Genomic DNA, 22,542 nt, shown 5'->3' with positions numbered 1-22,542 from the left:
ACGAATCCTTTCTGTGTGTTAGGACAAAGCTTGTATTCTGTTTGTTTGCATGCTTTGTATAGTATATTTTATATAGTTGCTTCAATCAAGATAGCGCTAAGAGATAGTGGTAAAGAGTATGGGTAATCCTAATTAGATTGGCTAGAGTTCCTTAGCAGGGGGACAATCGAGCGCGTTGGAGAAAGGATCAAGCGTGGCAAAAGTGCAAGTAGTAATTTCTTTGGTAAACCCGCTTCGCTATTCTCCACGCATTGGGGGAAGCTGTTGTGGGTAGTGTGCTTGTGGAGTTTCGAAAGAATCTTGTAGGATTGGCTGTTGTTGCACTGGATCGTGCAAATTGGCCTGATACCCTTGTTCATAGGATTGTTCTTCGCTGTACATATCTTGAACGAACGGTTGGCGACGACGCCGAAATGCTCGCTTCACATTTCCTGCCATCAGCCCCAGGCGATGAAGTACAGACGGAGGAGCAAGCAGTAAGAGCGCTAACGGTATCGTCAGCAACAGTGCTAGCCACAGCAGCCCAAATGCTCTTTGCAAGAGTGCGACGCAGCCGAGTATACAGAAAAGGGCGATCACATAATAACCTGGGGATCGCTTTCGTGGCATTTAGCCTCTCCTTTCATTTTTCCACTTTCTTTCAACAGATATCATCTTCACTAGCTCTCTTCTTTTGGTATTTTATATACAACTGCCTCCTTTGTTACATTACATCTTTATCCACTGTTTCGTCAAGCTCATGAAGAAACAGCTTTTTGCTTTCTGCAGATTGATAAGGAACTTAATAGATATTTCTATTACTAACTTTTTCACTTTTTGCCTGCTCGCCTTTCCAAGGGCTCTGTCGAGGGCAAAAACAATTGCACCAAAGCGTTGATGTGACAAGCCTATGGGTATCGCAATTTTCAAAATCCCTGCTTGCCAATTCTGAGCAGCTATGATGGTGAGTAATGAACCCATCCATCACTCTTTAGGATGATGAGCCTGTAATAAAACAGCCTGTTATGCTTCAAAGAGCAGAATAAGTGACAGAAGTCTTCTTATCTGCTATACTCATATCTCACATATTCTCTTGCATGATCCAGAAAGGATAAGTATGGGCGATACGCATGCACCACATTCTTCCTCGCCTCCGGCTTTCACACGTTTGCAGCGCCTTGTCATTGTTGGTGTGGAGGGTTCTGGCAAAACCACGCTGGCACGGCAACTGGCGCGACGGCTCGGTCTGCCACATGTGGAGTTGGATGCTCTGTACTGGGATGCCAATTGGACAAGAGTTTCACCGCATCTGTTTCGAGAACGGGTTGCTCAAGTGCTCGATGCAGAGTGCTGGATCACCGATGGGAATTACGACGCCGTACGCGATCTCATCTGGGGGCGAGCGGATACCGTCGTGTGGCTTGACTACCCTCTACGAGTGGTTGTGCCGCGCCTTGTCTGGCGAAGCGTTCGTCACAGCTTGACTGGCGAAGAACTCTGGAATGGGAACCGGGGAACGCTTGTGAGGTCCCTGCTGGCTCGCGATTCTCTTCTTGCCTGGGTGATCAAAACCTCTTCAGAAAGGCGCAAGAGCTACCTTGCGGCACAGCATGATCCAACCTGGGCACATCTCGATATCATTCGCTTGCAGACTCCACGGATGACTCAGGTGTGGGTTTCCCAACTGCCAGCCAATTGGCAAGAAGCCGTTCAAGCAGACTGAGGGTAGTGGCGGGTAATAGAATGTAAGTGGAATTAGTACTACGATTGAGCTGTTGGCAGGAAAGAAATATACGAAGCTCGCAGCCCAACTCAACAGTTGGGAGCGCAAAATACTTGTTATGAGGGCTGAAAGTGGGCGCATGACACATTGGTATGGGAGCGCAGGTTACCGCCTCATTATGCAGGTGAGGAGCGATTCCCATCCTCGGAAGCAAGAAGGCGTACGATCTGTTCGTGAGCTTTGTCGTAGGAGATACCTAGCTCGTTCAAGGCACGCCTGGCCAGGGCATTGACACGAAGTAATGCCAGAAGCAGATGTTCTGTTCCGACATAATGATGGCTCAAACCATTGGCTTCTTCTACGGCTAAGGTGATTACCTCTTTGCTTTTCTGACCTAATCCCGCTGGTGCAGGCGCTGACTCCTCTCCTGCAGGCGAGAGCTTTTCTACGTGCTGGCGGATCTGCTCGGCTGAAATGGTCAGTTCTGCGAGGGCTTTTGCGGCAACACCTTCCCCTTCGGAAACAATGGCAAGCAGAATGTGTTCTGGGCTAACCATGCGCTGGTGATAGCGTTTTGCTTCTGTGCTCGCTAGCGACAGAACCTGACCAGCACGTGCGGTGAAGCGCTCAAAGGGACCTTTGGAATTTTTCTGTAGCTCTTTCTTGCCCATAACGCGTTGACTCTTGACGAAGCTTTCGACATCTTCCTTCATGAAGCGATATTCCCCGGCGATCCGGTAAGCTACCAACTGTTCGCGGCTCACTAGCTTTCTCACCGTGGCAACATCGAGGCGTAGGAACTCTGCAACCTCTTCAGTGGTCAGTAATCGTTGTTCCATGATCTCCTCCTGATAATATATGGTATTGTTTAGTTGCTATAAATTGAATCTAGCATATTTTAGCATAATTTACAATAGTTTGACTTGATTAAGATGATTTCAGTTACGAATAGAGAAGTATAGAAAATATTTGTGTTCGGTGCCGCGCTGATGAATTGGCCTCCCGTCTATAATCCCGCTTTTCTGGTGTGATTTGACAATCGGGTTCATACACAGCTTTGGTGAAAACAGCGATTGCTTGCTTATCTTGCTCTCCTTTCAGACTCAACCGAGAGCAAGGGTTAAAGAGTATGGAGCATACATTGCCGTAGCAGCCGGAATAAAGCGCGTCCATAGCCCTGCCTCTTGATGAGTTTGAGCTTATTGACGAAGCCCTCTACCTGTCCATTGGAAAAGCTGTGTGTCAGCCCTGCCAGGACTTCCGCCTGATCCCGTTGCAGTCCGCTAGCGAAACGTTTGATATGACGCAAAGAACTCTCTCTCACCTGTTTCATCCAATCTGCGAGCCGATGCCCTTCTCGCCCGCGAACCATTTTCCCAAAGGATTGGGCAAGGAGAGAGAGTGTTGCTAGCTCAGGACTTGCATGACACAATTCCTCCAGATCGGCCTTCTCATCAGCCTTGAGACTTTCAGAGGGACGAACCAAGAGCCAGGTTGCATTCTGGATAGTTACTCGGCTAGTGACTCTAGGTGGAGGATGCGGCAGGGGCATAAAGTCTTGACGCAGAGGCTTCACAAATCGATAGACAGTGCGCACAGAACCTGAAAAGCCTTGTGCTTGGATTTCCTGGAAAATGCGGTCGACAGACCATTCCCCCTGCTGCCAACGAGAGAGAACATAAGGAGCATAAGGACCGAAGCTGCCGCTCCGTTTTCTCCTGGGTTGATTGATCGTACCATCGACTCGTCTTTTTTGCCAGCGTCGCACCGTTCGCTCACTTATGGCAAGTTGCTCGGCAATCTCTTGATTTGAAAAGCCTGCTGCCCGCAACTGATGTATGTGCTCGCATCGCTCCAGGAGGTCAGCACGTTTCGTACGTTTTACTTCACCCGCAGGATAGTCCTCTCTGGCTTTCCAGTGATAGACCCGGCGTACTGGAATGGCAAATTGTTTGGCAACCTCTGCGGCTGAATGCCCATGTGCTAGGAGGTCTTTGACCTGTTCAAACATCTCTTGTTTATTACCTGAAAGGTAATCTGCTTCGTCGCTATCGGAAGTTCGTTGCCCTGAGTTTGGATCTTTTAAATCAGGAGAGGGAGCCTGTTGAATGTACTTGTAACAGCGCTCAACTTCTGCCTCGACAGCTTTGACAAAGTTTTGCATGAGGTGAAAGCGATCCGAGATTTGGGTTGCCTGCGGTGCTCCTGAATTCGCGCCTTGCGCGTAATCCTTGCCACGGTCCCGACTTATGTACTGAATTTCTGGATAGCGACGCAGCCATTCAGCAGCACTCTCGGCAGAGCGTTCCGGGAGCAGGTCGATCACCTGGTGAGTGCTTAAATCCACAAGAATGGTCCCGAATTTGCGCCCACGTTTAAACGAAAAATCGTCGATGCCCAGAGTTGTAACCGAGTGGGGATCAGGCGTCGCAAGAGCCATAACGCGGCGCAGAATGGTCATCCATGAGGTAGCAACTCCCAACCGCGAGGCAAGCCGTGCTCCTAGACTTCCCGATGTAGCTAGCCCAATGGCTTGAAGTGCTTGAACCAGACGGTATGTCATCTGCGCCCAGGGTTCCACAAAGTTAGGCAGGCGCTCTGTGAAAATATGGCGCGAGCACTGCTGGTTCTGGCAAAAGAACTTACGGACTCTCAGATGGAGGCAAACCGCCTGCCCGCCACAGGGGACATCCTTGAGTCTGCGTAGATAGCGGCTATGTACTGAAGTTGACTCCTGCCCGCAGAGTGGGCATCGCACTCGTGCCTGCTCTGAAAGCACCTCAACAATCAATACGTTTTCCTGATGACGAAGCTCTGTCATTCGCAATCCTTCGGGAAGAGGGAGCAGTGTTGTCCCTTCCATCGTCAACTCCTCGTGCATGTGAGCGATTTTTCACGAAGAGTATATCATTGCTTCTCTATCTATCAAAAGCAAGCAATCGCTGTTTTCATCAAAGCTGTGTATGAACCATCTCTTTGTCCTCGCCAGTGACACATATGCCGTCCACCATCTGGCTCTCATCCTTGCTTGACGTTCCTCGCAAAATCAAGTCAGTCCTCGTTTTGACGCATATCTGTGTGTGGCACTTTCTTTGAACCATAATGTGTCCTGTGGTCCATTTCTCGAACATACGGCTCTTTTTCACAGAAAATGGCGGACTATCGATCTTGGATATGGGTCAAAACTAGGTTTTTTGCCTTCTCTGTGGTCCACTTTTCGCAAGACATTTCCGTGAGGGAGATCATACCCATGAAGACATGCTCGGTTGTATTAGGGTCTTGAAAGACTGGTTAGTGAGAGCATTGGCAGCAACCATCGCCGCTGGGCAGACCAAACTCCTCTTTGAGCGGATTGCCGAATGCGCCCTCCCCATTGCTCAATGTGAAAGTATGGCCCTGGAGGCAGCGGCTGGCGAACAAGAACTGCATTACACAGCGAGTCGGTGGCAACACTTGTGGGCGTTACTGGGGATGAATATGGATGGAGCAACTGTCCAAGAACAAACAGTGCCAGCGCAGGCAGCGTCGGAGATGACCCAGGGATCTCGCATCGGCGAACAACAACCAGTACGGCTTGAAGTCGGTGAACAGCTTCGCACAGGGAGTACAGAGAACTGCTCCTTCTCAGGGGCTGTTATGGCACTTCGGCCTGCGCAATTAACAGCGACAAGGGTTGAGAAACTCCAGTGTCCTGAGTGTGGTGTCACTAGAAAAGCCACGGTTCGAGGGGAAACCATTTCGTTCCCCTCTCACACGTCCCTCCGCATCAAGCGTGCGTCAAAAGGCTCCTGGTGGATCGGGCAAGGGACAACCTGGGCAATACACACATGAGAGTTCGAGCGTCGTTCTCTTTCACCCTGTTTGCTCCATGTGAGCGGTGTCAGACAAGGACACCATCACCAAGGCGTACTGACGTAAACGCGGTGGCCCCGGCACAATTCGGCGCAGGACTCCCTGAGCGAAACCCATAGCCACGCGAGGCTTTCGGAGCATCGCCTGGAAATCGTGTTGGGTTTGGAACTGCCCGACATTCACCGCGTGGAATCCATCCAGGCTGATCAGCAGATTCGAGGAGATATATCCTGGTTGCACCCGCACAATGCGAGAGAGATGCTGAAAATATTGGATGAACTCATGGCGTTTCCTCGGCGTCAGGCGGAAGACATTGATGAAGTGAAAAAGCCCATCCTCTAGAGCAATACGTGAAGTCCGTTGGCCGCTGATATGATCATTCCAGACGACCTGGTACAGATCCTGCTCAGGTGGCTTGAGGAGGGTCGGCTCGGCCTGAGTGCAGGCTCCCTGGCTCAGCCATTGAGTCAACACTGCCACATCGCCTTTGCCAAGAGCACGAAAGATGGCGCAGCCCTGGATGCCTGCATGCGCTTTTCCCTGCCTGGCGGTCACTTCTGCGACCTGAACTAGGATGTGCTGGTGTGGTTGATCAATCTGAAAGACACTGAGACCCGTCAACTGATCGCCTGGTGCAAGGGTCAGCACATGTCTCTCTCTCTCTACTTTCGTTTCGTCCTGCATGGGTATTCCTCCTCTAGCGAACATATCCGATCCATCGGGCAGATTTTCTGCTTTGATCATCGCTCGCCTGTTCACAGCTTGCACGACAGGTGCAAGCATGATAGACTGTACCGAATATCCGGTCTGTCGTTGTATTGTAGTACCGGATATCCGGTACAGTCAAGTGTCGGACGAAGGATGTTCTGGAGAACAGTATGAGTGAGACAACCAATGCACGCGGGGCTATCCTCACGGCAGCGGAACGCGTGATCGAGCAGTTGGGAGTGAAGCGCCTCACCATTGCGCAGGTAGCGAAAGAGGCTGGAATGAGTCGAGGAGGAATCCTCTATCATTTTGCCAGCAAAGAAGCTCTCATTCAAGGGATGCTCGCACGATTCCTTGAGCAATTTGAGCGCCTGTTAGCAGAGGACGAGGCCAATGACCCGGAACCACAGGGTCGCTTTACACGAGCCTATGTGCGTAGCAGCTTAAAAATGGATGAAGAAGCAACGGTCATTTTTTCCGCCTTGCTGGCAGCCATTGCCTATGATCCGCACCTCCTTGATCCTCTGCGCGCCCATTTAGAGAGTTGGCAGCGCAGGACCGAAGAGGAACTCGATTTTACCACCGCAGCGATTGTGCGCCTCGCCTCCCATGCGTTCTGGCTCAATGGCCTCTTCGCCATGAACACCTTTACGCTTGAGGAGCGCCGTCGTATCGTGGGGCGACTAGAGGAACTCACTCGCCCGACGTGACTCCTGAGAAGGAACGGTCTTCACCAACGCGAGAAAAGCGTAAGAATCGGTAATGGAGCCGACTTCATGCGCAAGATTTGTAAAGATGGGCACCTTTCTAAAATTGACCCAGATCTTGTCCAGATTCTTTTTGACCCATATCCTGTCCAATGAGGACAAACTGGCTGGCAAACCACATCTGGAATGGACAATGCCGCTTCGCCTTGAAGGGGCATGTTTATGTGCAAGGAAAACTATACCTCCTTTGGGAAACGATTGCTGAAAAGAGAGCACTTTTTCCCTATCTGTTAGGTTTCAGCTTGTAATCAGCTCTGGCTTGATAGCGTTACGGCGAGGTAGCATTTTGTTACGCGCGGGTAACACCGGGTAACGAAATGATAACAGTTTGTAATCGTGGGGTAACAGAATATTACTGCGCAGTTATGCATATTCGTGGTCTGGTAGCATTTTGTTACGCGCGGGTAACACCGGGTAACAGTCTGGTAACAATCTGTAATCGTGGGGTAATCGGTGAAGCTGGTCAAATGTGCGAAGGTTGGGGAGAAAGTACGGCATGCAGAGATAGCGAGGGGCATCTCCAGGGAAAGGCGCTCTGGATCTGGCTTCTTTCCCTGGCGCCTGCTAAACCGGCGCTATGGATGCCAGTCGTTGAGTAGGTCGAGCGAGATGTCCCAGAGCTGCGAGGCCAGCCCGGGATCAATTGCATAGGCTGCGACGCCAGTTTTGGTGCCAGGCTGATGCAGGCCGGCTTCGTTGCAGTCCTCAAAGTAACGGCCGCCGATTCCCGCCAATAGGGATGATGTAGCTACGAAGACCGACGTGGCCGCCCCCTGCTCGGGCGTTTTCCACGAAAACTCAGCAAGATTGATGCCAGTTGTGTCTATGTGACTTGTGAGGTTTGTTTTGATCGCGCCGGGATTTATGGCGTTCGCCGTGATGCCGGAAGTTTTCCAACGCTTCGAGGCCTCAACGGCGAATAGTACATTGGCAGTCTTGGACTGTCTATAGGCGTCATAGGGATTGTATGGACGGGATATGAAATGGATATCGTTGAAGTCTACTGGCGAATACAGATGCCCGCTCGAACTGACGCTTACAATGCGCGAGGTACCTGAAGCTTCCAGAGCACTGTGCAGGCCCAGCGTCAGAGCAAAATGGCCAAGATAATTGGTCACAAACTGCTGATCCCAGCCCTCAGGCGTACGCGGCTCAGCTGGAGCGAAGATCCCGGCATTGTTGACTAACACATACAATGGTTTGTCCCATGCAGCAACGAAGGCGGCGATGGAGGCCCGATTGGCTAAATCGAGCTGGGCAACGTGAATGTTTCGGTTAGCAGTAGTGGCCATGATGCTAGAAGCAACTCTGGCTCCCTTATATGTGTTCCGCACAGCCAGCGTGACATCTGCACCAATGTTGGCCAGCGCTCGCGCCGTTTCTATACCGATACCCGATGTGGCTCCCGTAACGATGACCTGCTTGCCGGACAGGTCAATGCCTCGGGAAACCTCGGCGGCTGTGGAGTGAGGCCCAAACGGCGTGATAATGAGTGCCATGAGATAGCTTCCTTTCTTAAACAAGAAGACGATGATAGCTAGCCAGGGTGCGGCGGTTGTTGATCTGTTAAATGAGTGACTAATTACTCATTTAATGAGAAAATTTTTAGGGAGCCGTTACTGCATTCCAGAAAGCTGTAAAGCCAGCATCCCAGAAACGCTCTGCCTCCGAGGGATGTTGGGCGATGAATTCAATGGTCATGTTCATGAGTGATAAGAGTAAGGCCGTGCCAAATTCAAATGGCTGATCCTTGAGAGCCCCATAGGCAAAGAGCTCTTGAATCATTGCATGGACGGCCTCGTATCCTTCCATGCCCCGGCGCTTGCTCTGTTCCCAAATGTGATGGGAAACGCTAAGCTGGGTGATGACTTTGTATTTGTCGGGATGGCTGATGCCTAACCTGACATATTGATCCCAGAGGTGACGAGCACGAACCTTTAAATCTGCCTGGGCGGGATAGTTGACAAGCATGTTCGCGCGCACTTCGGCCTTCAATTCCAGGTACAGTTCATTGAGCAGCGTGTCTTTAGTCTCGAAGTAGGTGAATAGTGAGCCTTCCGAGACTCCGGCCACCCTGGCGATTTTGGAGGTAGGAACGCTCAAACCCTGCTCGGCAATAACTTCGATTGCCGCCGCAAGGATGGACCTTCGCTTATCTTGACTTTTGGGTCGCGCCATATGATCTCACCTACTAGAATAAAAGACTGAGTACTTACTCAGTATAAGCTAAATGAAATAGTATTGCAAGCTTGAGTTTTTCCAAAGTTGGCAGCAAAGCAAAAACAGGGGGCAAGCAGCACTTTCCCGCTCAGGTAACTCTTAAAGCTGGCTGGTTGCCTACCTTTATGGCAACTCAATCGCATATGTTGTGATAGCTTTTATGGGCGCATTGTTAGTTGAGGCCCGAAACTGGTAGACGTCACAGAAAGCTATAGTCTTTCCATCTTTGAACTTCAGGAAGCCATTGGCTGCGCCGTGGTAGCCGTGCGTGACGATGGTCGTGATGATTAGTTCCGTAACCTCAGCACTCCTCAAGCGTTGAAGTTCTGGAAGAACTTCCTGTTTCCCGCTGATGTTCCGGCTGCCTACCAGGTTCCAGCAAATATCGTCGGTAGTGTTGCGGGTAATAAAATCGCTGTCGTTTCTGACAGCGGCGACGAGAAAATCTTTTAAAAATAATTTCTTTGGCGCGTTGCCGCAATCTTCATGAACAATAATATTAACCATGTGCTTCGTGTACCTCATTTTCTGTGAGCTGATATTGTACGCCCGGCAAGATCCGAACTTGCGATCACCTGGCTCGAAGCCAGATATGCTCATTCTCGCTTTATTAGACAGATTGGAAAGGGGGGAAAGCTGCTAGCCCTGCAGCGCATTTACCAGCGGATCAGGCGTGCATAAGGATCGTACGACTGCTATAGTGCGCGCTGCTCCAATCCAGCACGTCGGCCAGCTCGCGCCGAAAAGCCTCTAGCTCCTTTTCGCGCGTCTGCTCATCGGGCATGATCGCGCCTCGCCAGACCAGCTCTATCTCGATCTGGCCCGGCCTGTCGTCGTCGCTTGTGATGTAGCGTGCAATCGTGCCCGGAAAATTATAGCTGCCAGCCTGCTTGATCGCTGCCAGCTTCTCTTTCAGGCGCTCCATCTGGCCCGGCTTGAGCTTTACAGCGATAATCATAATGTGCATCAGATTATCAGCGGGCGGAATGCGCCATCCAGGTGACTTTTTGCGCGGACGTCCGGAGATATTGCGCGTAAAGTTTTCTAGCTCTGCTGTCGGAATCAGGATGAAATTTGAGACCCTTACTGCTCGTAAGTGCCCTTTCTGAATATACGTGTATACGCGCTTTGAAGGGACGCCAATCTGCTTAGCGGCCTGCTCTACTGAAACAAGACCAGGATAATCAGGAATTACCACTTCTTCTTCATCCATAATTAAATAGTTTAAAGTTGTCGTGTCTTATAATACAGAAGTCTAATGTTCCCCTTACATTAAGGTGGGAAAGTATGTTATACTGTTCACATCGGCAAAGATCCATGAGTTTTCAGAGGTAGCACTGAATTCTGGGGCTCGCGCCCCAGGCCCTCGGTTAAGGGCGAATCCGCTAGGTCGCGGCCCCCTTAACAATCCCTTTTTGGAAAGCACTGGATCATCGTCACAGTCAACAAAGCGATACAGTCAAATATGGGTAGTTTGGAAAAGGAGCATATGCATGGCTATCAAGGACGTTTTGCATGAGGATTGGAAAGACGAGGCTAGCAAGCATACTGACGACGAGATGACTGGAATTGAAAACGATGATATGGACGTAGAACCGCCGAAGCTATTTTACACCATAAGCTGGGAGCGCTGGATGGAACTGCAGAGCCAGACCATTCAGGCGCTATCCTGGTTCCAGCACGCCGCCGAGCATCCCAACGCGCACTCGCTAGTGCATGCCGCCGAAGACTTGATGACCGTGGCCTTCGAAGTTTTGCGCGAGGCCGCGCTTTGGGTTCCCTATCAAGATATTCCCTATTGCGAAATCCCTGAAGAGTTTAGCATCCACAAAACTTATCGCCGGAAAAAGTGATTGTAGTTTGAACTTTTAGCATAGATTCATGCCTGCATGGGCATAACGTGAGTAAGAAAGTTTGCCCGATACCTTGCTGAGACGAGCAGGGCATCGGGCCGCCATTTGTGGTCAACTATGTAATCCCTAAAACCAGGTGGTTAGTCTTTGTCCGACTGGTAGACAAGAGCAAGGGTCTCGGAACTAAGCCTCTTGCTTTCGACAAGCTGTAGTTTCGTCGGAGGCATCCCGTCTGGGAAGAAGCGTCTTCCCCTTCCCATGGTGTAGGACACAATCAAGAGGTGATACTCATCGATGAGATCAGTTCCCATCAGCGAGTGGACAAGCGCGGCACTGCCATCGATAATGATATCTTTGCCCGGCTGCTCTTTCAGCTTGCGGATTTCTTCCACCACATTTTCTCTGATGATGGTGGATTCCTTCCAGGGAGCGCTTTCAAGCGTGGTCGAGACCACATATTTTTGCATGCTGTTGAGGATTGAGCCAACTGTATCGGTTTGGGTGGACCAGGCCGGCCAGAGCATTTCATAGGTGGTCCGTCCCAGCAGATACGCATCGCCTTTGGAGTACTCTTCAGTAATGTAGTCTGTCCTCTTCGCATAATCCGCAGCAGTCTCACCCTTTGGAGGCCACCAGTGATCCATCGTCTCCACATCAAAGACTCCATCCAGGGTCAGCCACGCCTTCACCCAAAGCTTTCTCATGTTTGTTCTCCTTCTATGAATACTACTTGCTTACCTGTTGTAAGCAATAATACACTCCACCCAGCACGCGAAAACCTCTTCTTCTATCTTGCTTTACTGGTAGTAAGCACGAAGAGTGATTGCGTTACACGTGACGAGTGAACACCTCAGCTATTGATGTTTGCTCAACCAGCGAAAAACGAGATACCGTCTTTGGAAGTGAAGACGGCCAGCATATCACGCGGGAACCTGCTCGTCTCCATCATCTCTGGGCTTGCAATCGACTTCAGCATTTGGCGTGATTGGCAGAAAACTATAGAGAAAAGCTGCTCATGTGCTGTCGATTGCTCACTCTTGGCGGCTCCGACCTGCTTAGTCTTCGTGCTGATTGCCAGCTCGTTTAGCCGCACGCTCAACCGAACTGGGCGAGCGCGTTTCAAAGTCCAGGAGTCCAACCCAGTCGGGATGGATGAAGAAGCGTGCCATCTGACGATAGATGCGAGCCGCTTCCTTGAGCAAAGCCTCTGCGTCTTCCTGGCTCATCATACGGTGGATCAGGGTTGTATACTCTGGTGCGATGCCGTCAACAGTGTCGGCACGGACCGTCCCACGAATGAGGAGAAGCTTGGAGGCCGCAAAGTCCTGGCCGATGCTCACTGCCACCTTTGCGCCGGTGGTGAGCACCTTCGTTTTGGGAGAATGTGCCTCGCTTGCCATCACGATTTCCTGTCCGTTCCAATGAAACCCCATGGGGATGACGCGGGGCGTGCCGTCGCGCCAGTTGTAGGCAAGATGGGCCGGACCCTTTATCTGTAACAATTGCTGGGCAACCGGCTCTAAAAGCAAGCTAACATCTCCTTGTTTACTTGGCATCATGGTCTCCTTCCATGCTTGGGTAGCATTCCCATTTTTCTTCTGATGGGTTTCCTTCTGTTTGCTTGCAATTTGCAAGTGATTTGAGGATACGCCTCATGCTAAGAAAAAACTTCTCGAATCTTGCTATCTTTTCGCGTGCGAGAGCAGAATCGTGCAGAGGTTTACTTGAATATCAATAGCGAGTGCAGGAGATCACACAGAAACCAGCTAAACCACTTTTAGAATAGCTGAAATGGCTCTCAATTTTCGTAGTCCTTAAGGCTGATTGCATTTGCCGCGACCTGGGTAGTTCTGGAAAGCTTCGCGGCCACAAATCCCTTTCCGGGCAGATGCGGCAGTATCCGGGTGATCTGGTTGCGCAGCAAGATCTCAAGTTGTGTATGTGGGAAGGAATCTTTGGCACCCTGAATACCTAATTTCTGATTCGCCTCGACATAGCTGTGCATTTCGTTTTCATAGCGCGCGAAGGCCAGCCGATAATCACCAGCGGCGGCGGCAAGTTCTCCCGCGAGCACGTAGGCTCCCACCAGCGCCAAACTTGTGCCCTGACCGGAACCAGGGGACGCACAGTAAGCAGCATCGCCAACAAGGACAACCCGTCCTGTTGACAAGTGTTGAAGATGTATCTGGCTCAACGAATCGAAGTAGAAGTCAGGCGTATCCCCAAGAGCTGAGAGCAATTGTGCTGTCGGCCCGCCATCGCCCCTGAAGCGCTCGTACAGGATCTTTTTCTGTTGCTCGCTGTCGTGATAATCGTAGCTGAGCTGTGGCGAAGCGAAGTAGAAGAAGCTTTTGGCATCAGCGCCATCACCAGCATATATGCCAACAACCTTTCCCGGCGTGTAGTAGTACAACTCCTGATGGTCGAGATGAAAAAAGTTGGGAGTGGTGAAGATCGAGACATAAGCTCCCAGGTAGTTGATGAACTTTGCCTCATCTCCAAAAGCGAGCATTCGCACGTTTGAGTGCAGCCCATCGGCGCCGACCACCAGGTCGAAGGTGCGGGGAGCTGCATGTTTGAAGGTTACCTTAACACAGTCCTCGTTTTGCACAAGAGAGGTGATCGAATCGCCAAAGAGATACTCAACATCGTTGTGCGTTTGCGCATAAAGAATACGCGAGAGCTCCCCGCGTACAATCTCGTCGTCGCGTCCCTCACGATAGTTGAGTAGATTAGCAGGCAGAGTAGCAATCGGCTGATTCTGGCTGTCAACGATGGTTCCTTCGCGCATATTGCAGCTGGCTTGCCAGATAGCAGGAAGGATGCCCATGCGTTCAGCCACATCGATGGCTCTGCCGCGAATATCGACCTTGTATCCTCCTGTACGTAGCGTTGGCGCAATCTCCACAATGGTCGGCTGGAAGCCATAGCGGCTCAGCCAGTAGGCGAGGGCGGGTCCAGTGATGCTAGACCCCGAGATGAGAATTGATCGATTCTTTTTTGTTTGCTCTTTCATCTTGTTTTCCTTCTGCTGTATTGTGAATCTCTACTTGACGAGTGTCCCGTCTTTGCTTGTTTCACGCCTCGCATCAAGCAGGCCACGCTCCTAGCTCCTCTGCTCTGGCGCGGGAAAGACTCCATACAAGGTCATTTCAACTACCTTTTGACAGAGGTCTTCAAGCGTTTTCTTTCGTGCAATTTCTTCCATTTCAGCAGCGGGTGGCAGAACTGACATGTGCGCGGCGCTCAGCAAAAACATATTAGCGATGATCTGGCGCACATCAAGATTGGCTCGCAAATGGCCTGCTGCCTGCGCCTTTTGCAGAAAGCCAACCGCTGCCTCGCCCCACTGCACCTCTTCACCTGTTGCCGGTATATTTGGAAATTGGCTCATGTTCGTGCCTATTTGCCAATCGAGGAGCCGGAGAAGAGAAGGATGCCGACTTGCTAAGTAAAAGTACCAGGTGCAGCATGTTTCGAGAAAGGTGCGAACCTGCTCTGGATCATGGGCGGCAGCCTCATTGGTAATGAAGGGTTCGATCGCCTGTCCCAGGGAGACGCTTTCCTGAGCGCGGAGCCGCTCGATAACAGCTCGATAGATCCCTTCCTTGTTCTCAAAGTAGCGATAGAGTAGGGCAATATTGTATCCCGACCGCTTCGCAATCACATCCAACCGTGCCCCCTCAAAGCCTGACTGCGCAAAAACTTCTTCGGCAGTATCTAAGAGCGCCTCCTGCGTGCGTGCGGCATTGCGCTCGCGCTGAATGCCCCGTTTCTCTTGTGACGACATCGACATCTCCTTTTCTAAGTAAGTAAAATTTTACTTACTTAGAGCTTAACAGAAAATAGCGCAGAATGCAAGAGGGGTGGGTACGGTGAGCCTGTTTATTTTATGTTGAGGTACATTACTCCGGCTCGATCTCTGCTTCATTCATCAGCTGTGCATATTTAGCAAGCTTCTGAGCGTACTTGCTCAGCGCAATACGTAATTCCCGGGGTCGATGGATAATGAATGGCATACCCAGGCCTGCAAGCTTTTGCGCCATCCATGACAAATCTGTAGCCTCGCCGCGAAAGAGAACGCCGTCGCTCTTCTCCTCAAAAAACGTCTGAGGAAGACGCAGGGACCGTTGTGCCTCTGGCAGCGTCGTCTTCAACCACACTTCGAACTGCCACTCGTTGGGGACAGCGGCAAGTGCCTGCTGCACTGCCTCACGCACATCAAAGTTCTCTGGAAGGGAGAACGTTTCGTTAGCTATTTCGAGCGCTACGATGCGGTCAAGGCGAAAGAGCCGCTGTCCCTGGCGCAAGTGACAGTAGCCAAGCGTATACCAGATTCCGTTGCGCGAGACAACACCATACGGGTCAAATCCGCGCGCAGTGACTTCGCCCTGCCGAGAGCGATAGTGCAGTTGTACCCGCCGACCGGCCTGGCGCGCCGAACTAAGTGTTGTAACTACATGCAGGGAAGGAGGAATGCGGAAAGAATCATCATCAAAGAGAACTGCCTGCTCTACCGCCTGGACCTGAGTACGCGTGGCTTCGGGCAGCACACGCAGCACCTTCGCGAGTGTTCCTTCAAAAGCTGCAGAAGCCCGTGCAAACTCCTGTCCCCTCGCTATCAACAGCGAGAGGGTGAGCGCAAAGGACTCGTCCTCAGTGAAGATTAGTGGGGGAAGTTTGTAACCAGGGCGCAGCCGATAGGCTCCATAGCGGCCGCGTTCGGCTTCTATGGGAATGCCCATGTCACCGAGCATCGCGATATATTCGCGCACTGTGCGAATATTGACCTCAAGCCGTCGAGCAAGTTCCGCACCCGTCATACGTCCACGTGACTGCAAGAGTTCGAGCACAGTGAGGACACGCGCTGTTGGACGATACACCACTTTTCTTTCTCCTCCAGCAAATGCTTTTCAATTAGGGCCAATTTTATCATCTTTACGGCGTAGACTCCAGCTATCACAAAGTTGCAAGCACATGCGATGTGATTTTGGATCAAACTTAGGATTGAGAAAGGGAACATTTTTATGAGCATCGCCCCATTTACTATCCACATCACACCGGAAACACTGGCGGACCTGCAGGAACGCCTGGCGCGCACTCGTTGGACAGACGAGGTAGCGGGCGCGGGCTGGGAGTATGGAACAAACCTGGCTTATCTGAAGGAATTGCTAGACTATTGGCAGCACCACTTTGACTGGCGAGCGCAAGAACGGGCCCTCAACGCATTTTCCCATTTTCGGGCTCGGGTGGATGGCTTCGGACTTCATTTTATCCACGAGCGAGGCAAAGGCGAGCATCCGTTGCCACTCGTTCTCCTGCACGGCTGGCCGAGTTCTTTCTGGCAAATGCTCCCGATCATCCCCCTGCTCACCGATCCTGCCAGTCATGGAGGTGATGAGACCGATTCTTTTGATGTGATTATTCCTTCGCTGCCCGGCTATGGCTTCTCAGATCGACCCGGCGAAAAGGGCATGGGCCTGGGGCGTGTTGCAGACCTCCTGGCAAAGCTGCTCATAGAGGGATTGGGCTACGAACGCTTTGCGCTGCGTGCAAGCGACCTGGGTGCCGGCGTCTCCCAACAACTCGCCTTAACGCAGGCACAGCGCTTGATCGGCCTTCATCAGAGCGGAACCAACTCTTTTATCGGGCAGATTCCCGACAACTTGAGCCGGGCAGAGCAGGAGTTCATAGCCAACGCAGAGCGTTGGAATCAGCAGGAAATGGCCTACGCGATGCAGCACTTCAGTAAGCCACAAACGCTGGCATATAGCTTGAACGACTCGCCGGCAGGGCTGGCGGCCTGGATTGTCGAGAAGTTCCGCGCGTGGAGCGACTGCGCTGGCGACATCGAAAAGCGCTTCGGCAAGGACGACCTCCTGACCAATCTTACCATCTATTGGGCGACCCAGACCATCAATTCCTCGATGCGCCTCTACTATGAGATGGTACGCAACCCGGGAAGTTGGGGACGTGTCGAGGTGCCAACTGCTATGCTCATGTCTCCCAAAGACATGTTTCCCACGCCTCGCGAGTGGGTCGAGCGGTCCAGTAATGTGCAGCGCTGGACAGAGATCTCGTCTGGGGGACATTTCCTGGAGTGGGAAGAGCCAGAACGGGTCGCCGAGGATCTGCGGGCCTTCTTCCGCCCCTTCCGACAAACCCAATAAGTCGTGCCAGGCTTGGCAAGCCTGCTTGTCTCATGTGGCTTGCAGTTATTGCGGAGAGGATCTTGCCAATGTAATGGGAACAGAGCAAGCTATTCGTTAAGGTGAGCTTCCGGCAAATGTTCAGCCTGTAACGAGGTATCGCGCATGAATGAGCGGCGAAAACGGATCTTGTTTCTCTGCGTGCGGCGGTCAGTCCGCGCACTCATGGCTGCAAGCTTATCGACTCTTTGCTGAACGCGATCACAAAAAGATTGTCTCCTGGCATGTCTACGACCGAGGCAACCATTTTGCTACCAGACGGCCCCTGATCTGCTCATCAACGACTTAGGGGCCTTCTTTGAGAAACTGCGCGAGCGGTGAGAAGATTGAGCAGGCTTGAGAGGAGAATGCATCCCTCTCAAGCGCGCTACCGAGGTCTTGCCGTGGGCAAATGAGCCCTTTGTCAGAAGTTTAAGCAATAATTCTCCTTGCCGATTCCCGGGGAGTGCATAGCTACTATGCTCCTGGCTGGCCAGTCCATTTTTATGGTATTGCACAAGAAAACAAGTAGAGAGATCGATAAATATAATACTGGTTTCTTGTTGTAATATAGGTAATCGAAGCCTATACTGAACGTAAAAGAATGGTGCATTCCTTTTGTAGAAGAGCACCTTGCCAGGAGAAGCTATGTATTTTGGAATCGATATTGATGGCACCATTGCTGTAGATGCCTATGGCCGGCATGGTGCGCGCTATGTTTCCGAGCAGCTCGCGCTTGGAATCTCCAGGGCTGCACTTGCGCGCATACGCAGTTTTCGGGAATTTTGCGAATTGCCAGCTGTCCAATTCTACCGCCAGGAACATGAGGAACAATTTCAGCAGGCCTGTAACATGCGGCAGGATGTGCTTGAGCTTCAAACAAAACTTGTGCCGGTCGCCTCGGCGGCCCTTGGCGTCACATTTCTTGCCCGCTTTGGGCGCATTGCCTATCTCTCCTGTCGAAGCGAGCAGCGCACACCAGGGACGCTGGCACGCACGCGCGCCTGGCTGCGGCGGTACGGATTTCCGGAGCCGGATCAGGTCTACCTCTGCCAGCATTACCCATATAAGTTGTTAGAGGCCTACCAGCTTTTGGATGATGAGGAACCGCTCATCATTATCGATGACCATGCCGATAAGCTGGCAATGTATTCGCGCGTGCTCCAGGTTCCCAGAAGGACCCGGCCCATTGCCGAGGACCTCTTCAAGCGGCTGGTGCTGGTCAATTTTGCCTGCGATGCGCCTCCTGTTGTGGATTTTCCAGCGCTATTTCCCCTGGAGGCGCTCCCATCATGGCAGGAAAAGGATCTACTTATGCTTATGCAAACGGTTGCATCCTTTACGCATGCATTGTACAGTTCTCTCGGCTAAGCGCCTGTGAAGGAGAAAAGAGCCTTTCGACATATCCCGACAAGACGCGTTGCATGCGCTCGATCCGCGACTTCGAAAGGCCTCTGCTATTCATCTCTACCCCTCATACCCAAGAGCATGTTCCGTACAACCAGATGTTTATTTTTTGTCAGGCTGGTAGACAAGAGCCAGGGTCCCGCCACTGAGCATCTTACTGCTCACAAGCCGCAGCTTCGTCTGGGGTGTCCCCTCGGGGAAGAAGCGCCTTCCCCTTCCCATGATGTAGGGCACAACCAGGAAGCGATACTCATCGATAAGATCAGTTCCCAGCAGCGAGTGGACAAGTGCGGCACTGCCATCGATAATGATATCTTTGCCCGGCTGCTGTTTCAGGTTGGTGATTTCTTCCACTACATTTTCTCTGATAATGGTGGAGTCTTTCCAGGGAGCGCTTTCAAGCGTTGTCGAGACCACATATTTTTGCATCCCGTTGAGAATTGTGCCTAGCCTATCGGTTTGGGTGGACAAGCCAGGCCAGAGCATTTCATAGGTCGTCCGTCCCAGCAGGTACACATCGCCTTGCGCGTACTCGTCAGCAATGTACTCTATACGCTGCGCATAATCCTCAGCCGTCTCACCGGCCGGTGGCCACCAGTGCCCCATCGTATCTGCGTCAAAGACTCCATCCAGGGTCAGCCATTCCTTCACCCAAAGCTTTCTCATCGTTGTCTCCTTCTCTAATATTATAGATCATATTATCCTTGCAATTTACAAGTAAGTATACTCTCTTCTTCCAACAGGATAACAGAAAAGCGGCAATGGTGGAAGAAGCTCCTGCTTCCCAGCGTTTGGCATAGCGGCAAAAGATATGGTAGTAGCAAGCTTTCATAAGTAAATACGCTTATAAATTATTGGATATTTATAGTTATCAACGCACACAGCCAAAAAATTATATATATCGTTATTGAAATTATCATATTTGTGCTACACTTTTACTATCGGGTCATTATTGAAAGATACGTAGTGAGTGAATTGGAGATGGGAAATATGACCATACCGACTGTACCACAACTCGCATATCAGCCCCAGGAAGTGGAGAGCGAGCTTCCTACCATGGACTTGCAGACCTATCCCCTGTTGAGTCAGCGAGAGATCGCGCGTTTGTTGTTGCAGCATCGTCTCTTAAGCGAACTGCTAGGAGGGCCATTGCCGCCCATGCTGGATATTTCGCGCATTCACCAGGTACTGGATGTTGCCTGTGGCATTGGCTGCTGGGATCACGAGATGGCCTTGCGCTATCCAACAATGCAGCTTACAGGCATCGATAAAAATCCGGCCTCGATCATGCAGGCCCAGGCCTTTATGAACGAGGTGCGCAACGTTACCTTGATGGTCCAGGATATTTTAACACTGGATCGCGGGCCTTTTGTGCCAGCCTCATTTGATCTTATCCACATTCGCTTTATCGAGGCTGACATCTATTTCCAGGACTTTGCGCGCCTGGTCTATACCCTGGCCCGCCTGGGACGTCCTGAGAGCTTTCTGGTATGGCGCGAGAGCGAATTGCCGCTGACCAGCGGAAACGCCTGCGACCAGTTGGAAGCCTTGCTCTTGAGCGCGATGCAAAAAGCTGGCCGCGCCTTTGCTCCGGGCATCTCTCTCTCGATGGGTATCGCGGCCTGGATGCGTTATTGGATGCGGCTAGCCGGCTATCGTATCTTGCAAGAAAAGGCCGATTTTATCGATATTTCCTATGGGAGAAAGACCCACGAAGCTTTTTATGAGCAGGCAGTGGCCTTCTGCGAGCAAGCGCGTCCATTCTTATTGAAGACTGGCGTGATAACGGCTCCTGACTATGAGGAGCTCTTTAAGCAAGTACAACAAGAGATGCAGGAAGCCATGTTCTGCGGCGTCTGGCCTATTCGCACTTTGATAGGCGTCAAGCAGGCCTAGCCGTAAGGGGGAGCGTGTTTCTGGCCCGCTCCCCACGGCATGCATGAGATGTCCCGAGCGCGCTGAGGGCCAGTATGAAGCTGATAAAGCAAAAAGGCAATGCCTGCGGTAACCCTGGCGTTGAAGTTGAGACCTGCCAATAGCGAAGATGGCTGTCAGCCCTTCTATCTTATACCTCGTTGCTTCCGGCCATAGCGGCGGAAGATCCATCTGTCAGTAGACCAAAGGGGCGAAGCAAAGGGAATTGGGACATGCTATGCTGTTTGTTTTGCCGCATAAGTCCTTACAAATTTTAGAATATAGCATAATAGGATATAGAATCTAGAAAATCGCAAAGTTATGCAACTCTGTATAGGTAAATCCGTAAATGAAGGAAGAACATCTCAGGTAGGATAAACAATTAGCACTTATCATCAAAAAGGAATGAGAAGCGATGAGAAAGAAACATCCTTTACAAATATTTGCCGTGTGGGCTTGCCTCATGCTGCTTGGGGCACCCGTTATATGGCTGCTGCTTGGATTACTCCTGAAAGCACTGAATTTCGGAGCATTCTATTCGACTGTTTACTCGATCTTACTTTGTGCTGTTAGTCTGGTAATATGCCTGGTCCTTTGCGTTGCCATAAGACAGCTTATACGCTGGTTAGGTCTGCGCACTGCACTTGTGGGAGCGGTGATTTTCCTGCTGGGTGTGCCGCTTGCTGCTATGCTCTCAGCACTCATTCCCCTGCAGGACCTGGTAAATCATGTGCTACTTCTCAATCCCTGGATATTTATTGAAGCCAACTGGGTAATCACTTTCTGGTTTCTTGGCCTCTGGTCGCTTCTGAGCGGGCTACTCACGCGAAGCGCGCGCATGATGTATGTAACGCTCCACTTTTTCAACTGGCTCCTGTGGCTGGGTATCATTAGCAGGCATAGCGGGCTTCTTTTTGAGTTTCTGATCTTCCCACTGTGTACCACGCTCCTGTTGCTGGGTTTCTATAAGCCAATTACGAGTTATCTGTCTTCCCTGCCATTCTTTCAAAAAAGATCCCAGCCAGAGGCGGCACCAAAGCCAGCTCACCCCCAGGATTACGAGCAAGGCTATCGGCCAGCATACCAGGAGGGAGAGAATATGTACGCCTACCCCCAGGAGGAAATACCTACCATAGTCTCTCTACCAGAGGGGATGCAACAACAGCAGTAAGGTGTCCTGAACAAGCAAAGGACACAAATTTTCCTTCTTCAGCGTTGCCAGCGTCAGGGTATGGTTTTCTGTTCATACCCCGGAGCTTCCTGGCGTTTCCGAGGCATAAGGTGCGAGAGTAAAGCGTTGCGCCTGGCTTTTTCTCCATTTCCTATCGTTCTTCAAAAGTTCAGAACGGGCTCTAGGATTATATTTTCAAATTGTTAGGGCTAACAGTGCATGCTCCTGGGCGAAGAGAAAAGCTTGTCTTTCTGGAAAGAAAGCTGCTTTTCTTCGTCTTAACAATGCCAAATTTTTTCCAGGATAGCTATGCTTCTCGCTAGATAGTGCGGGCTCTTGCTACGATTAGACCTTGCTCTCTTTTCGGGACTCCAGGCTTTGTAGCGCATAGGAGGCAGGACGAATTGAACCATGCCATACTATATTCTGGTCCCACGCGAATTATCCGTGGCTGCGGGCAGTTGCACAAATGTATACAATGTAAGCCTGTATTGTAGGGATAAAATGTAAATTGAAGAGTTAAGAATGTGGCAACTTGCAAAAAGTCCTATATCCAAATGGTAGTTATGTTGCAGATTGCGTAAAAGTATGTTACAACGTTTGGCGTAGCAAATGTAGAGCATGAAGAATGATGAGAAGCGTGTCTAGCGGTATAAGACAGCTAGCTTGTGATAAATTGTAAAGGGGACAAAACATAAGGAAAGTGGCCAAAATATGTGCTAAATGTGGCAAGCTCATATGCTTTGGTACTACCTTAGTA

The 22,542-nt window shown here is 51.0% G+C and carries 24 protein-coding genes and 1 tRNA gene; 9 read left to right on the top strand and 16 right to left on the bottom strand.

From position 1 onward, the window contains the following. Positions 1-237: 237 nt before the first annotated feature. Positions 238-609 carry a hypothetical protein gene (locus tag EPA93_RS24480; protein ID WP_129890020.1) on the bottom strand — a complete coding sequence of 124 codons (372 nt, stop codon included), beginning with the start codon at positions 607-609 and terminating at the stop codon, positions 238-240. Between the two features lie 99 nt (positions 610-708). Then, on the bottom strand, positions 709-960 hold the full coding sequence (locus EPA93_RS24475) for a hypothetical protein (protein ID WP_129890019.1): 252 nt from the start codon (positions 958-960) through the stop codon (positions 709-711). 136 nt (positions 961-1,096) lie between these two features. Here EPA93_RS24475 and EPA93_RS24470 point away from each other — a divergent pair, with 136 nt between their 5' ends. After that, on the top strand, positions 1,097-1,702 hold the full coding sequence (locus EPA93_RS24470) for an AAA family ATPase (protein WP_207229653.1): 606 nt from the start codon (positions 1,097-1,099) through the stop codon (positions 1,700-1,702). A 176-nt stretch (positions 1,703-1,878) separates the two neighbouring features. Here the strand turns inward: EPA93_RS24470 and EPA93_RS24465 are convergent, their stop codons facing one another. Beyond that, a complete protein-coding gene (locus tag EPA93_RS24465; RefSeq protein ID WP_129890018.1) occupies positions 1,879-2,541 on the bottom strand; it encodes a helix-turn-helix domain-containing protein in 663 nt (220 codons plus the stop codon). A 281-nt stretch (positions 2,542-2,822) separates the two neighbouring features. Further along, positions 2,823-4,565 carry an ISL3 family transposase gene (locus tag EPA93_RS24460; protein WP_165423366.1) on the bottom strand — a complete coding sequence of 581 codons (1,743 nt, stop codon included), beginning with the start codon at positions 4,563-4,565 and terminating at the stop codon, positions 2,823-2,825. Positions 4,566-4,996: 431 nt separating this feature from the next. On the opposite strand from EPA93_RS24460, the gene EPA93_RS24455 reads away from it, so the two are divergent. Further along, positions 4,997-5,533, top strand: coding sequence for a hypothetical protein (locus EPA93_RS24455; RefSeq protein ID WP_129890016.1), 537 nt, complete (start codon positions 4,997-4,999; stop codon positions 5,531-5,533). Positions 5,534-5,554: 21 nt separating this feature from the next. Here EPA93_RS24455 and EPA93_RS24450 read toward each other — a convergent pair whose 3' ends face one another. Continuing rightward, the gene (locus EPA93_RS24450; protein WP_165423365.1) at positions 5,555-6,238 is read right to left on the bottom strand and encodes an antibiotic biosynthesis monooxygenase family protein; all 684 of its coding nucleotides are present in this window, start codon (positions 6,236-6,238) and stop codon (positions 5,555-5,557) included. A gap of 194 nt (positions 6,239-6,432) precedes the next feature. On the opposite strand from EPA93_RS24450, the gene EPA93_RS24445 reads away from it, so the two are divergent. Both EPA93_RS24445 and EPA93_RS24440 read left to right on the top strand, forming a co-directional pair. Further along, positions 6,433-6,972 (top strand): TetR/AcrR family transcriptional regulator, encoded by a 540-nt coding sequence (locus tag EPA93_RS24445; protein ID WP_129890014.1) that lies wholly within the window; start codon positions 6,433-6,435, stop codon positions 6,970-6,972. Positions 6,973-7,346: 374 nt separating this feature from the next. After that, a complete protein-coding gene (locus EPA93_RS24440; protein WP_129890013.1) occupies positions 7,347-7,628 on the top strand; it encodes a hypothetical protein in 282 nt (93 codons plus the stop codon). Here the strand turns inward: EPA93_RS24440 and EPA93_RS24435 are convergent. From EPA93_RS24435 to EPA93_RS24420, 5 genes are all read right to left on the bottom strand, one after another. Continuing rightward, positions 7,605-8,528, bottom strand: coding sequence for an SDR family NAD(P)-dependent oxidoreductase (locus tag EPA93_RS24435; protein ID WP_129890012.1), 924 nt, complete (start codon positions 8,526-8,528; stop codon positions 7,605-7,607). The genes EPA93_RS24440 and EPA93_RS24435 overlap by 24 nt on opposite strands. Positions 8,529-8,634: 106 nt before the next feature. Beyond that, the gene (locus EPA93_RS24430) at positions 8,635-9,207 is read right to left on the bottom strand and encodes a TetR/AcrR family transcriptional regulator (RefSeq protein ID WP_129890011.1); all 573 of its coding nucleotides are present in this window, start codon (positions 9,205-9,207) and stop codon (positions 8,635-8,637) included. Positions 9,208-9,372: 165 nt separating this feature from the next. Continuing rightward, positions 9,373-9,756 (bottom strand): hypothetical protein, encoded by a 384-nt coding sequence (locus tag EPA93_RS24425; RefSeq protein ID WP_129890010.1) that lies wholly within the window; start codon positions 9,754-9,756, stop codon positions 9,373-9,375. A 37-nt stretch (positions 9,757-9,793) separates the two neighbouring features. Continuing rightward, positions 9,794-9,924, bottom strand: a tRNA-OTHER gene (locus tag EPA93_RS48550). Further along, positions 9,917-10,462, bottom strand: coding sequence for a helix-turn-helix domain-containing protein (locus EPA93_RS24420; RefSeq protein WP_129890009.1), 546 nt, complete (start codon positions 10,460-10,462; stop codon positions 9,917-9,919). Before EPA93_RS24420 ends, EPA93_RS48550 begins: the two co-directional genes overlap by 8 nt. A gap of 280 nt (positions 10,463-10,742) precedes the next feature. Here EPA93_RS24420 and EPA93_RS24415 point away from each other — a divergent pair, with 280 nt between their 5' ends. Beyond that, positions 10,743-11,102: a hypothetical protein gene (locus tag EPA93_RS24415; protein ID WP_129890008.1), complete on the top strand. Its 360-nt coding sequence runs from the start codon at positions 10,743-10,745 to the stop codon at positions 11,100-11,102. A gap of 140 nt (positions 11,103-11,242) precedes the next feature. Here the strand turns inward: EPA93_RS24415 and EPA93_RS24410 are convergent, their stop codons facing one another. The 5 genes from EPA93_RS24410 to EPA93_RS24390 form a co-directional block, all read right to left on the bottom strand. Beyond that, positions 11,243-11,806 carry a dihydrofolate reductase family protein gene (locus EPA93_RS24410; RefSeq protein ID WP_129890007.1) on the bottom strand — a complete coding sequence of 188 codons (564 nt, stop codon included), beginning with the start codon at positions 11,804-11,806 and terminating at the stop codon, positions 11,243-11,245. A gap of 351 nt (positions 11,807-12,157) precedes the next feature. After that, the gene (locus tag EPA93_RS24405) at positions 12,158-12,661 is read right to left on the bottom strand and encodes a pyridoxamine 5'-phosphate oxidase family protein (protein WP_242527487.1); all 504 of its coding nucleotides are present in this window, start codon (positions 12,659-12,661) and stop codon (positions 12,158-12,160) included. 239 nt (positions 12,662-12,900) lie between these two features. Continuing rightward, positions 12,901-14,118, bottom strand: coding sequence for an FAD-dependent monooxygenase (locus tag EPA93_RS24400; RefSeq protein ID WP_129890006.1), 1,218 nt, complete (start codon positions 14,116-14,118; stop codon positions 12,901-12,903). Between the two features lie 90 nt (positions 14,119-14,208). Next, positions 14,209-14,892 carry a TetR/AcrR family transcriptional regulator gene (locus EPA93_RS24395; protein WP_165423364.1) on the bottom strand — a complete coding sequence of 228 codons (684 nt, stop codon included), beginning with the start codon at positions 14,890-14,892 and terminating at the stop codon, positions 14,209-14,211. Between the two features lie 115 nt (positions 14,893-15,007). After that, entirely contained in the window at positions 15,008-15,985 is a 978-nt protein-coding gene (locus EPA93_RS24390; RefSeq protein WP_242527486.1) for a helix-turn-helix transcriptional regulator, read from the bottom strand. A gap of 144 nt (positions 15,986-16,129) precedes the next feature. Here EPA93_RS24390 and EPA93_RS24385 point away from each other — a divergent pair, with 144 nt between their 5' ends. Beyond that, entirely contained in the window at positions 16,130-17,272 is a 1,143-nt protein-coding gene (locus EPA93_RS24385; RefSeq protein WP_129890003.1) for an epoxide hydrolase family protein, read from the top strand. Positions 17,273-17,938: 666 nt separating this feature from the next. Continuing rightward, positions 17,939-18,661 (top strand): hypothetical protein, encoded by a 723-nt coding sequence (locus EPA93_RS24380; RefSeq protein WP_129890002.1) that lies wholly within the window; start codon positions 17,939-17,941, stop codon positions 18,659-18,661. A 138-nt stretch (positions 18,662-18,799) separates the two neighbouring features. Here EPA93_RS24380 and EPA93_RS24375 read toward each other — a convergent pair whose 3' ends face one another. After that, positions 18,800-19,363, bottom strand: a complete 564-nt coding sequence (locus tag EPA93_RS24375; protein ID WP_129890001.1) for a dihydrofolate reductase family protein — start codon at positions 19,361-19,363, stop codon at positions 18,800-18,802. 324 nt (positions 19,364-19,687) lie between these two features. Here EPA93_RS24375 and EPA93_RS24370 point away from each other — a divergent pair, with 324 nt between their 5' ends. Beyond that, positions 19,688-20,593: a class I SAM-dependent methyltransferase gene (locus EPA93_RS24370; protein WP_165423363.1), complete on the top strand. Its 906-nt coding sequence runs from the start codon at positions 19,688-19,690 to the stop codon at positions 20,591-20,593. Positions 20,594-21,026: 433 nt separating this feature from the next. Then, on the top strand, positions 21,027-21,782 hold the full coding sequence (locus tag EPA93_RS24365) for a hypothetical protein (protein WP_129889999.1): 756 nt from the start codon (positions 21,027-21,029) through the stop codon (positions 21,780-21,782). The last annotated feature ends 760 nt before the right edge of the window (positions 21,783-22,542 follow it).

Source organism: Ktedonosporobacter rubrisoli (assembly GCF_004208415.1).
Classification (GTDB): Bacteria; Chloroflexota; Ktedonobacteria; order Ktedonobacterales; family Ktedonobacteraceae; genus Ktedonosporobacter; species Ktedonosporobacter rubrisoli.
The sequence above is the reverse complement of the archived record's forward strand: the minus strand, read 5'-3'. Positions and strand labels throughout refer to the sequence as shown.